This is a genomic window from Streptomyces sp. BK340 (genome assembly GCF_007827595.1).
Classification (GTDB): domain Bacteria; phylum Actinomycetota; class Actinomycetes; order Streptomycetales; family Streptomycetaceae; genus Streptomyces.
Map to the genome: position 1 here is coordinate 103,371 of NZ_VISR01000031.1, position 12,130 is coordinate 115,500.

The 12,130-nt window shown below is 72.4% G+C and carries 8 protein-coding genes; 6 read left to right on the forward strand and 2 right to left on the reverse strand.

All coding sequences use genetic code 11. The features are described from left to right. Positions 1 to 604 precede the first annotated feature (604 nt). From FB157_RS38835 to FB157_RS38860, 6 genes are all read left to right on the forward strand, one after another. Complete coding sequence (locus FB157_RS38835) at positions 605 to 3,484, forward strand: SpoIIE family protein phosphatase (protein ID WP_261386812.1); 2,880 nt, start codon at positions 605 to 607, stop codon at positions 3,482 to 3,484. A gap of 87 nt (positions 3,485 to 3,571) precedes the next feature. Next, a complete protein-coding gene (locus FB157_RS38840; RefSeq protein ID WP_145885434.1) occupies positions 3,572 to 5,086 on the forward strand; it encodes a sugar ABC transporter ATP-binding protein in 1,515 nt (504 codons plus the stop codon). Then, positions 5,083 to 6,129, forward strand: coding sequence for an ABC transporter permease (locus tag FB157_RS38845; RefSeq protein ID WP_145885435.1), 1,047 nt, complete (start codon positions 5,083 to 5,085; stop codon positions 6,127 to 6,129). The genes FB157_RS38840 and FB157_RS38845 overlap by 4 nt, the downstream gene beginning before the upstream one ends. A 26-nt stretch (positions 6,130 to 6,155) precedes the next feature. Further along, positions 6,156 to 7,322 carry a substrate-binding domain-containing protein gene (locus FB157_RS38850; protein WP_145885436.1) on the forward strand — a complete coding sequence of 389 codons (1,167 nt, stop codon included), beginning with the start codon at positions 6,156 to 6,158 and terminating at the stop codon, positions 7,320 to 7,322. Positions 7,323 to 7,440: 118 nt separating this feature from the next. Beyond that, positions 7,441 to 7,908, forward strand: coding sequence for a MarR family winged helix-turn-helix transcriptional regulator (locus FB157_RS38855; protein ID WP_145885437.1), 468 nt, complete (start codon positions 7,441 to 7,443; stop codon positions 7,906 to 7,908). A gap of 64 nt (positions 7,909 to 7,972) precedes the next feature. Continuing rightward, entirely contained in the window at positions 7,973 to 8,890 is a 918-nt protein-coding gene (locus FB157_RS38860; protein ID WP_261386813.1) for a pirin family protein, read from the forward strand. 97 nt (positions 8,891 to 8,987) lie between these two features. Here FB157_RS38860 and FB157_RS38865 read toward each other — a convergent pair whose 3' ends face one another. Together FB157_RS38865 and sbnA are read right to left on the reverse strand one after the other, a co-directional pair. Continuing rightward, positions 8,988 to 10,946: a protein-arginine deiminase domain-containing protein gene (locus FB157_RS38865; protein ID WP_145885439.1), complete on the reverse strand. Its 1,959-nt coding sequence runs from the start codon at positions 10,944 to 10,946 to the stop codon at positions 8,988 to 8,990. 148 nt (positions 10,947 to 11,094) lie between these two features. Further along, positions 11,095 to 12,120, reverse strand: coding sequence for a 2,3-diaminopropionate biosynthesis protein SbnA (gene sbnA, locus FB157_RS38870; protein WP_145885440.1), 1,026 nt, complete (start codon positions 12,118 to 12,120; stop codon positions 11,095 to 11,097). Positions 12,121 to 12,130 lie beyond the last annotated feature (10 nt).

The following is a 12,130-nucleotide window of genomic DNA, read 5'->3' on the forward strand; positions in this document are numbered from 1 at the left end:
AGAACCCCGATCCACGGGAGCACAGCGATGCCTCTCCGATTCCTGATTCTTGACCACCCTCGGATCCGGCTGTTCCTCGGACAGCCCGTCCTTGCGTTCGCCGGCGCGTCCGAAGGGCATGCGCACCGCCATCGAAACGCGTCGCACGGCAAGGAGCCGGACTCACCCGCTCCCGTTCCGCGGGACCCGCCGCCCAAGGAGGACATCCCGGAGGAGGTGAAGGAACCTCCCCCCGGCCCGGACGAACGGAAAGGGGGCGGCGGTGAGGACGGCGGCGCGGCGCCGGAACCGCCGGATTGAGCCGACCCGTGCGAGGAGGCGAGCCGAGCACCGCCCGGAGCGCGGGGTCGGCGGAGCCCCGTGAGCGCACTCTCGAACTGCGCGTCCGCACCGAAACGGGCCGGCCGAGGTCCGGGCTTGCGTTCGGACCGGGTACCCGGGTCGGCGCGGCTGTCACGCGAGCGCGGCCATGGACGGACGGTCCCGACCTCTCACCGAGTGTGACCACCCCGGCATGCCATGACTCATGACCGCTATGACCGTATCCTCGTCAATGCCGGGTTTACATAAATTGCGACAGGCGCGAGTGCGAGCGAGGCGAGACGTGGTGCGATCCGGCAGGGAACCGACGCCCAGGTGGCGTACGACCGACGGGGCGGGGCCGGTGCGTACCCGTGAGCGGTTCCTGCAGGGAGAGGCGGTCGAGGGAGGCGTACGGTCGCCGATCCTGGGTTCCTGGCAGCGCTCCCGGTCCCTGGGTCTCTCGCCGGACCAGGCCGATCTTCCCTACCGTACGGATTTCGATCCGCACAGCAGGCTCGTCCGTGCGGCCCTCCCGGTGCTCGACCGGTTGCAGTTCACATTCGCCGGCAGCCAGATGAACATCTCCGTCGCCGACGCGAACGGGATCGTCCTCCTGCGCCGCTTCGGCGACGCGTCCATGGTCCGAACCCTCCCCGCGTTCCAGCGCGTTCCGGGATTCGTGTTCGCCGAGCGGTACGCCGGGACCAACGGCATCGGTCTCGCGCTGGCGGAGCGTCAGCTCATCAGGGTCTACGGCGCCGAGCACTTCGCCGAGCGCGCCCAGGGCAACGCCTGCCGCGCGCTGCCCGTCCGTGACCCGCTCAGCGGGTGCATCGAAGGCGTCCTCTGCTTCGGCTATCCGCGCGGCGCCGAGAACCCGGCGCTCGCCACCGTGATCCGCAAGGCGGCCGAGGCCGTCGAACGGCGGCTGCTGGGGCAGAGCTCCGTGCGTGAGCGTGCGCTGCTGCGGTCGTACCTGAGCGCCAGGGCCGACGCCGCCGCGGGGTCGCACACCCGCATCGGCCTGGACGAACTGGCCCCCGAGCTGCACCCCCGCGACCGGGCCGTTCTCCTGGACAGGGCCACCGAGCTGATCTCCTGCGCACAGCGGGGCGCCGTGGACGTGCGCCTGTCCGACGGCCGGCGGGTCACGCTCGTCAGCCGGCCGACGACCAGCGCCTCCGGGGTGGAGGGCATCGCCATCGAAGCCGTCCTGACAGGCCCCGCCTCCCGGCCGCCCGGCGCCGCCCCGAGCCGGGCCGACGACGCCGTCGGCAGCGCCCGGCTCGCCGCCCTGTCCTTCCTGCGGCCGCCCGGAGACCGTCCTGTCCTCCTCGTACCGGACCGTGTCCACGTCGGCCCGACGCCCGGCCGTGCCGCGGCAGCGCCGGTCCGGAGCGGTGCCGACCGTGAGCGGGCCTACCCCACAACCCCCGCCGGGGCGCCGGACCTTCCCGCGGACTCCCGGCCGCTGGCGAGCGGCCTCGTGCTGGTGGGAGAGCCGACGGTGGGGGAGTACGCCCTGGCCGCGCGCCGCCGCCTGGAACTGCTCTCCGAGGCCAGCGCCCGCATCGGCACCACCCTGGACGTGCGCCGCACGGCCGAGGAACTCGCCGAGACGGCCATTCCGCGACTGGCCGACTTCGTCACGATCGACCTGCCGGAGTCCGTCCTGCGCGGCGAGGAGTCCGCCGACCCCCTCGGCGAGCTGCGCCGGACGGTGGTGCGCGGCATCCGCGAGGACCTGCCCTTCAGCCCGGTCGGCAAGCGGATCGACTTCGGCCCGACCACGCCGCAGCTGCGGTGCCTGGTCAGCGGGCAGGCGGTGCTGGAACCGGACCTGAAGGTCGCCGCCGGCTGGCTCGCCCAGGACCCCGAACTCGGCGAACAGCTGCTGGCGGCCGTCCACTCCCTCATCACCGTCCCGCTGGTCGCCCGCGGCGTCGTCCTGGGCGTCGCCAGCTTCTACCGCTCGCAGGACCCCGCCCCCTTCGGCGACGACGACCGCTCGCTGGCCCAGGAGCTCGCCTCGCGCGCCGCCCTGTCCACGGACAACGCCCGCCAGTACACCCACGAGCGCGCCATGGTCCTGGCCCTGCAGCGCAGCCTGCTCCCGCACTGTCTGCCCGATCTGGACGCCGTCGACGTCGCCCACCGCTATCTGCCCGCGGAGTCCGACGTGGGCGGTGACTGGTACGACGTCATCCCCCTCTCCGGCACGCGCGTGGGCCTCTTCGTCGGCGACGTCGTGGGCCACGGCATGCTGTCCGCCGCCACCATGGGGCGCCTGCGCACCGCCGCACGCAGCTTCGCCGAACTGGACTTCCCGCCGGACGAGGTCCTCGCTCATCTCGACAACGTCGTGGGGCGCCTCGACCGGGAGGATCCCGAGTCAGCGGACTTCGGCATCGTCGGAGCGACCTGTCTGTACGCCGTCTACGACCCGACCACACTGCAGTGCGCCATGGCCCGCGCCGGCCACCCCCCGCCCGTGCTCGTCGGCCCCGACGGCACCGTCTCGTTCCCCGACCTGCCCGCCGGGCCGCCGCTCGGACTCGGCGGCCTGCCCTTCGAGACGGCCGAGATGCACCTGTCGGAGGACAGCCAGCTGGTCCTGTACACCGACGGACTCATCGAGGACCGCGAGCGCGACGTCGACGACGTGCTCCACCACCTCTGCGGAGCCCTGGCGCACCCCGAGCACACCCCCGACGAGGCCTGCCAGACCGTGCTGGACCTCGTGGCGCCCGACCACCCCTGCGACGACATCGCCCTGCTGGTCGCCCGTACCCACGCCGTGGACCGGAACCGGATCGCCACCTGGGACCTGGCCGCCGACCCTGCCCTGGTCGGCGAGGTCCGCGCGGACGCCGTACGACAACTGGCCGACTGGGGACTCGACGAGACCGCGTTCGCCGCGGAGCTGATCCTCAGCGAGCTGGTCACGAACGCCGTCCGCCACGGCGCCGGGCCCATCCGGGTACGGCTGCTGCACGCCCACAACCTGATCTGCGAGGTCTCCGACACCAGCAACACCGCCCCGCACCTGCGCCGGGCGGTCAGTACCGACGAGGGCGGCCGCGGTCTGTTCCTAGTGGCGCAGCTGTCGCAGAGCTGGGGCACCCGCTACACCGCCCAGGGCAAGGTCATCTGGGCCGAATGCGCGCTGGACGCGGCCTGACGGCCGACTGAAACGGAATTCAGTGATATGCCCCGTTAGTATCCCTTTGTTCTTATGGGATGAACCAGCCAGGCCGAATCTCCGGAGATGTCCGTGCACGACGCTCCACCCCTGGTCCGTGTCCGCGGGCTCGGCAAGCGCTTCGGCGGAACCCTCGCGCTGACCGGGGTCGACCTGGACGTCCGGGCCGGCAGCGTCCTCGCCCTCCTCGGCCCCAACGGCGCGGGAAAGTCCACCCTCATCAAGGTGCTCGCGGGCGTTCACCACGCCGACGCGGGGCAGATCACCGTGGCCGGGCACCCGCTCGGCACCCGGGAGGCCTCCCGCAGCATGTCCTTCATCCACCAGGACCTCGGTCTGGTGGAGTGGATGACGGTCGCCGAGAACATCGCGCTGAGCACCGGATACCCGCGCCGCGCCGGGCTGATCTCCTGGCGGCGCACCAGGGAGCAGTGCACCGAAGCCCTGCGGACCGTCGCCGCACATCTCGACCCCGAGGCGACCGTCGCCCAACTGGCCCCCGCCGAACGCTCGCTGGTCGCCATCGCCCGAGCCCTCGCGACCCGGGCGAAGCTCATCGTCCTCGACGAGCCCACCGCCCGTCTCCCCGCGGTGGACTGCGCCCGGCTCTTCGGCGTCCTGCACGCCCTGCGCACCCGAGGACACGGCATCCTCTACGTCACCCACCGCCTCGACGAGGTGTACCAGGTGGCCGACACCTTCGCGGTCCTGCGTGACGGCCGCCTGGTCAGCCACGGTCCGGTGGCCGGCCACGGCCCCGCCCGCCTGGTGCGCGACATCGTGGGCTCGGAACCGGCCGACTTCCACCCCGCCGCAGTCCGTGCTGGCGGGCCGGCCCTCCTGACCCTCGACCGCGTCCGCGCCCCGGGCGTGGGCCCGGTCAGCCTGGAACTCGCGGCCGGTGAAGTCCTGGGCCTGGTCGGCCTGACGGGCGCCGGGCACACGGACCTGGGCCGCGCCCTCGCGGGCGCCGGGCCGATCCTCGCGGGGCGGGTGCTCCTCGGCGGCCGGCCCTACCACCCCCGCACCGTCGCGGACGCCGTGCGACTCGGCGTCGGACTGGTCTGCGCCGACCGGCAACGGGAGGGCTGTGCCGCCGAACTGACGGTACGGGAGAACCTCCTGGCCAACCCCCGAGCGGGCGGCCGGCCGGCGCCGCACTGGATCAGTCCCGGCCAGGAACGTGCCCACGCCACCGCCCTGATCGACCGCTTCTCGGTACGTCCCCGTGACAGCGAGGCCCCCATCGCCGTCCTCTCCGGCGGCAACCAGCAGAAGATCATGATCGGCCGGTGGCTGCGCGCGGACCCGCGTCTGCTGATCCTCGAGGAGCCGACGGCGAGCGTGGACGTCGGCGCCCGCACCACGGTCCACCGCCTGCTCGACCAGGCCCTCGCCGCCGGCCTCGGAGCCCTGCTCGTCTCCACCGACTTCGAGGAGGTGACCCGCGTGTGCGGACGCGCCCTGATCTTCGTCCGCGGAACCCCGACGGCCGAGCTGAGCGGTGCGGGCCTGACGGTCTCCGGGCTCACCCGCGCCGCCTGCGCCCTGCCCGGACCCGGAACCGCGACCACCCCGTGACCGCCCGTCCCGCCCCGCCCCGACCGCCCCGGCGCCGGCCCGGCGGCCACCTGGCCGCCGCCTACGGCCTCCTGGCCCTGACGGCCCTGCTCTTCCTGGTCTTCTCCCTCGCCCTGCCCCGCACCTTCCCCACTCGGGAGACCATCGACTCGATCCTGTCCACCCAGTCGATCCCGGCCGTCCTCGCGCTCGCCGCCATGGCCCCCATCGTCACCCGCGCGTTCGACCTCTCCATCGGCTACGTCCTCGGCCTCGCGCACGTCATGGTGCTGCAGCTCGTCGTCGACGGACACTGGCCCTGGCCGCTCGCCTGCCTCGCGGTACTCGTCGGAGCGGGCCTCGTGGGCGTCCTCAACGGCGTCATCGTCGAGTTCGGGCAGATCGACTCCTTCATCGCCACCCTCGGAACCGGCAGCATGCTGTACGCCGTGACCGGATGGGTCACCGGCGGTGCCCGCGTCGTCCCCGGGCCCCGAGGCCTCCCCACGGGCTTCACCGACCTCTACGACGCCACGTTCCTCGGTCTGCCCGTACCGGCCTTCTACGTGCTGGCCCTCGCAGCCTCCCTCTGGCTGGTCCTGGAGCGGCTGCCGCTCGGCCGAGGTCTCTACGTCGTCGGATCCAACCCGCGCGCCGCAGACCTGCTCGGCATCCCGACCCGCAGGTACACCGTCTACGCCTTCACCGCATCCGGGCTGATCACCGGTTTCGCCGGGGTGCTGCTCGCGGCCCAGCTGCAGGTCGGCAACCCGAGCGTCGGCCTGGACTACCTGCTGCCCGCCTTCGCCGGCGCCCTCCTCGGCTCCACGGCCGTCAGACCCGGCCGCCCCAACGCCCTGGGCACGCTCGTCGCCGTCGCCGTCCTGGCCGTCGGTCTCACCGGCATCGCCCAGCTGGGGGGCGACTTCTGGACGACCCCGCTGTTCTACGGCGCCACCCTGCTCCTCGCCGTCGGCCTTGCGGGCTACTCCGCCCGCCGCCGTCTGCGCACCGGCACCGCGGCCGCCGGCGACCTGCCCTCCGTGCCGTCCCCGCCCCCGTGATCGCTCCGATTCTCCGAGGAGTTCCCGTGCCCGGCACCCGCAAGGCCGCCCGCGGCCGCGTCACGGCCCGGTACACCGCCGCAGCCCTGCTGGCAGCGGCAGCAGCCACCCTTGCCGGCTGCGACCGCGGCTCCCCGGACGTGCGGGGAGGCTCCGACACCGGCCCGGCCGGCTGCCCCGCGGTCCAGACGAAGGCGCGGGCCGCGGTGGAACAGGCGGAGAAGGCGGACATGCCCTGGGACGGACCCACCAACGGTCCCAGGGCGGTGTCGGGCAAGGACATCGTCTTCGTCGCGCAGACCATGACCAATCCCGGAGTCGCGGGCGCAGCGAAGGGCGTGCGGGAGGCCGCGCGCGTCATCGGCTGGAAGGTCCGGGTGATCGACGGAGGCGGCACTCCCGCCGGCATCCAGGCGGCCATGAGCCAGGCCGTGACCCTCAGTCCCTCGGGCATCGTCATCGGTGGCTTCGACCCCAACGCGACCTCCCAGCAGGTCGCCCGGGCCGCCGCGCAACGCATCCCGCTCGTCGGCTGGCACGCGCTCGCCGCCCCGGGGCCCAGCCGCCGTCCCCCGCTCTTCACCAACGTCACGACCCGGGTCGAGGACGTGGCGGCCATCAGCGGGCAGTGGATCATCTCGGACTCCGCCGGCCACGCCGGGGCCGTGCTCATCACCGACGCCTCGATCCCGTTCGCCAGGGACAAGTCCGAGCTGATCCGCAAGCAGCTCGCCACCTGCCCGAGCGTGCGGCTGCTCGCGTACGAGAACATCCCCATCGCGGACGCGAGCAGCCGCACCCCGCGGGAGGTCTCGTCGCTCCTCTCCCGCTTCGGGAGCAGGTGGACCCACTCCGTCGCCATCAACGACCTGTACTTCGCCGATGCCGCCCCGGCCTTCCGAGCCGCCGGCCGGAAGGGCTCCGGCCCGCCCTTCAACATCGGCGCCGGCGACGGTGACCCGTCCGCCTTCCAGCGCATCGAGACCCGGCAGTACCAGGCGGCCACGGTCCCCGAGCCGCTGTCCCTGCAGGGCTGGCAGATCGTCGACGAGTTCAACCGTGCCTACGCGGGGCGGCCCGCCAGCGGCTATGTCGCTCCCGTCCACCTGGCCACGGCCGCCAACAGCGGCACCACCACGACCTGGGACCCGCCGGGCTACCGGGAGGGCTACCGAAGGATCTGGGGCCGGTGACCGGTGCCGCCTCGCGAGGGGACCGTCACTGCGACTCCGTCACCGTCCGGTGGGCACCGGCTCGCGGGTTCGCGATTCGGTAGTTCGATGAAGTGTCAACCATGTCTACACTGCCCCCATGGAGGAGACGGTGCGGTGGCTGTCCGCGGAGGAGCAGCGGGCGTGGCGTGGCTTCGTCCGGCTGCAGGAGAGGCTCGGCGGTCGGCTGGCGCGCCTGCTGCAGGCGGACTCGCACATGTCGGCCGCCGACTTCGCGGTGCTGGTCAACCTGACGGACGTACCGGAAGGGCGGCAGCGGTTCCTGGATCTGGCCCGCGCGGTGGAGTGGGAGAAGAGCCGGATGTCCCATCACATCGCCCGTATGGAGAAGCGCGGGCTGGTGGTGCGGCAGGAGTGTCCCGAGGACGGGCGCGGGGCGTTCGTGGTGATGACGGAGGCGGGGCGGGCGGCGATCGAGGCCGCTGCCCCGCGACACGTGGAGGCGGTGCGCGCCCTGTTCCTGGACCATGTCACGCCGGCGGAACTGCGGACGCTGGCCCGGATCGCCGAGCGCGTGGTCGAGAAGCTGGACGAGGATCCGTCCTGACCCGGGAGGCCAGGCATGGGCGGTTGACTCGTCAACCGAGGGCCCGAGTGGCATGATGGTTGATATGGCAACTATCGATGTGCTGTCCGCGCGGGACGTACCCCTGGGCGGACCGAGGGCTCTGCTCGTACGACGGACGCTGCCGCAGCGGGCCCGGACGCTGATCGGGGCCTGGTGCTTCGCCGATCACTACGGCCCCGTCGACGTGACCGTGACCCGCGGCATGGACGTCCCTCCGCATCCGCACACCGGCCTGCAGACGGTGAGCTGGCTGTTCAGCGGGGAGATCGAGCATCGAGACAGCATCGGCACCCACGCCCTCGTACGGCCGGGCGAGATGAACCTCATGACGGGCGGGTCCGGCATCTGCCACTCGGAGGTCTCCACGCCGCGCACCACCGTGCTCCACGGCGTGCAGCTGTGGGTGGCGCTGCCCGAACAGCACCGGAACACCGGCCGCGACTTCCAGCACCACGTGCCCGAACCCGTGCGCGCCGACGGGGCGGAGATCAGGGTCTTCCTGGGCTCACTCGCCGGAGACACCTCCCCGGTGCGGACCTTCACCCCGCTGCTCGGCGCGGAGATAACCCTCGAACCGGGTGCGACGATCACCCTCGCCGTGGACACCGGCTTCGAGCACGGCCTGCTCGTGGACAGCGGGGACGTCCGGCTGGCCGACACCGTGCTGCGCCCCGCCGAGCTCGGCTACGCGGCCCCCGGCGCCGACGCCCTGACGCTGGTCAACGAGTCCGACGGCCCGGCACGGGCGATCCTGCTCGGCGGTCCTCCCTTCGAGGAGGAGATCGTCATCTGGTGGAACTTCATCGGGCGCAGCCACGAGGACATCGTCCGGGCCCGGGCGGACTGGGAGGCCTCGTCCGACCGCTTCGGCACCGTCGAGGGGTACCCGGGGAGCCGGCTGCCCGCACCCGCCCTGCCGAACGCCGTCATCACACCGCGCGGAAACCCGCCGCGCGGCTGACCTCGGTGCTCGCGCGCAGATCGCCGGGAGAAGGCCGGACCAGCCGTACACGACCGCTGGTCCGGCCCCTGGGACGGGTCGGGCTACCCGTTGCCGGTCACCGCGCCGGGAGCTGCCACCACGCGGCCGACGCGTCGCGCAGGGTGTTGGTGCCGCAGTGCACCTCGCCCATGCCGAGGTGGTACGTGTAGTAGTCGTCGATGTACGACACCTTCAGACCGGCCCGCCGGTACGCGGCGTCGACCGCCTTGGTGAAGATGTCCTTGCCGTCGATGACGGGTCCCCACTGGCGCGGGGCCAGGTAGCGGTCGCGGCCGAGGAGCACGCCGTTGACCGCTCCGGGGACGTACGCGCTGGTCGTCACCGTCGCACGAGCCGCCGCACGGGCATCGGCCCCCTTCCCGGCGAGCCACTTCTGCCGCCCGTGGTCCCTGAGCGCGCCCACGAGCGGGGAGCCGGCGCCCATGCGCGTCAGACGGGGCACGGGGACGGCCCGTCCGGGGCCGGCCGACGCCTCCGAGTCGCGCGTGTACAGGGCGGGCACCCGGACGATCTCGGCGTCGGTGATGCCGGTCTCCCGCTTCAGGACCTCCAGGTCGGCCGTGATGCGCTTCGCCGCCATGTCGTTGTCGGCCACCAGGTGCCGGGAGCCGAGCGCCTGACTGATCGTCTCCTTCGGCGCCGGCAGGCCGCTCAGGCCCGGAACGGAGAACATCTTCGTCCTGCCGTGGCCGTCGCGCCGGGCGTCACGCAGCAGTCGCAGCCCGGCCTTCGGGTCGGCGACGCCGATCCGCCAGCCGCGCGGGGTGTCGGCCGGCAGGAACTGCACGAACTCGTCGACGTGGCCGACGCTCAGCCAGGAGGTGTCCAGCAGCAGCGGGTCCTGCAGGCCTTGTGACGTGAGCAGCGTGCGCATCGCCTTCGACGGGCGCGCCCCGCTGTCCTTGCGCTCGCCCATGATGATGCGTCCGGCCGGGAACATACGCCCGCCGTGCGCGTAGGGCGGGATGGTCTCCAGGTTGCCCATGGAGTTGAGCGACCAGTCGTCCGGACGGGCCCGGTCGGTGACCTGGACGACGCCGGTGTTCCGGCCGCGCACCTTCTCGAACAGCTCCCGGCCCGCCTCCCGGTCCAGCTGGGCGGAGCGCAGCATCACCCGCATCACGTGCCGCCGGCCGTCCGGACCGGTCATGCTGACGTAGGCCGGCTCCACGAAGTCCTGGGCCCACGGGTCTGCGTACTTGTCGAAGGTGGCCAGCGGCCTGGTGATGCCGGCCTTCGTGACCTCCTTCGCCAGGTCCTTGACGAACTTCCGCTGCAGGCGCCCGTACTCGCCCCCGCCCCGGACCTTGGTGACCATCACCTGCTGGGCGTCCTGGAGGTGATGCTGCGTCAGCAGCGGCGCGACCCGCAGGGTGACCGAGTCGGAGGCGGACCCGTCGGCGGTCGTCACCGTCAGGCGGATCACCGCGCGGCCGTCCCACTTCGCGACGTCCCGGATCACGTCGGTGGCCTCGACGCCCAACTCCACGCCGGAGCGCAGCTCGGCCGCGGTCAGCCGGGTCCGGGACGTCACCAGGACCCAGCCGCCGGACCGCTTCAGGAAGACGTGGGTGTGCCCCGCTCCCGTGGTGACCTTCAGGCTGCCCTCGGCGTCGGCCGCAACGTCGGGCACGGGCACGGAGCGGACCCGGGCGAGGTCGGCGGCGTCCGCGGCCCCGTCGACCTTCTTGTCGGCGCCGTCGTTGCACGCGGCCAGCTCGGCGTCGGACAGCTTTCTGCCGCCGGGACCGGTGACCGGGCACCGCTTGGTGTCGTCGTCGAGATTGGGCAGGTAGACCGCACCGCGTCCGACGGACCAGGAGTCCTCACCCGTCTCGTCGGTGCTGCCGGTGATGTCGACCTGCCCGTCACGGTTCACGTCCGCGCGCAGATCCGCGCGGTACTGCGGCGCGGAGGCGGTGGCGCTCGGTGCGGCCAGTACGGTGCCGGCCGCGGTGAGAGCGAGGATGACGGGTCCGGCGGGGTGCAGGCGTATGCGTGCACGTGAACGCACAGCGTGTTCCTCTCCATTGGGGGGTTTCGCTGTGCAAGAGGAGGAATGGGAGCTGTGCGTTCACTGTGAGGCGCGTACCCGGCCCAACAGCGGCGGCCCGCCACGCGTTCCATGCGTGACGGGCCGCCGGTCTGTCCGGTATCCGCTGCTACGGTGCTGATCGGCGGTCCGGTGATTCGGAGGTGGACTCGTCCTTGCCGGGCAGGGCGTTCACCTCCTCGTCGTCGAGGATGTGGTCGCCGTAGAGGTCCTGCAGCCAGTTGGTCTGGTAGATGGTGTCGAGGTAGCGCTCACCGAGGTCCGGTGCGACGGCCACCGCGGTGAGGCCGCGTCCGTCCTGCCGGGACAGCCACTCGGTCGCGCCGCTGACCACCGTCCCGGTGGAGCCGCCGAACAGGAAGCCGCGCCTGGCCATGCGGTGACAGGTGCGGATGGTGTCCGCCTCCTCCACCCGGATGACCTCGTCCACGAAGGACTCGTCCAGCAGCGGGGGAACCATGCTCATGCCCAGGCCGGGGATCATCCGGCGGCCCGGCTCGCCGCCGAAGGCCACCGAGCCCACGCTGTCGACGGCCACGATCCGCACCGGCCGGTGCCACTGCCGGAAGTAGCGGGCGCAGCCCATCAGGGTTCCGGCGGTGCCCGCCCCGACGAACAGCACGTCCAGGCGCGGGAAGTGCGTGGCGATCTCCGGTGCGGTCGTGCGGTAGTGCGCCCGCCAGTTGCCCGCGTTGGTGTACTGGCTGAGCCACACGTAGCGGTTGTCGGACGCGCACAGCGCACGGACGTACTCGATCCGGGTGCCCAGGAAGCCGCCGTTCGCGTCCAGGTCGGCCACGACGTGCACCTGGCTGCCGAGCGCCTCCATCAGCAGCCGCGTCGACAGGTTGCAGCGGGAGTCCGTGACACACAGGAACCGGTAGCCCTTGCTGGCGGCGATCATGCTGAGCGCCACGCCCAGGTTCCCGGAGGACGACTCGACAAGGATGGAATCCGGCGTCAGGATTCCGTCCCGCTCGGCGCTCTCCACCATCTCGTTCGCGGCCTTCAACTTGATGGAGCCCGCGAAGTTGAAGCCCTCGCACTTCAGGTAGAGGGAGCATCCGAAGATCGACTCGAGGTCGACGAAGAGACCGCCTTCGTTGAAGTCATGGGGAGCGGAAACTACAGGCACGGTGGGCCTC

Excerpts from the sequence above, each read along its gene's own strand:
- FB157_RS38840 (WP_145885434.1), top strand. The coding sequence starts at position 3,572 with ATGTCCGTGCACGACGCTCCACCCCTGGTCCGTGTCCGCGGGCTCGGC.
- FB157_RS38855 (WP_145885437.1), top strand. The coding sequence starts at position 7,441 with ATGGAGGAGACGGTGCGGTGGCTGTCCGCGGAGGAGCAGCGGGCGTGG.
- FB157_RS38860 (WP_261386813.1), top strand. The coding sequence starts at position 7,973 with ATGGCAACTATCGATGTGCTGTCCGCGCGGGACGTACCCCTGGGCGGA.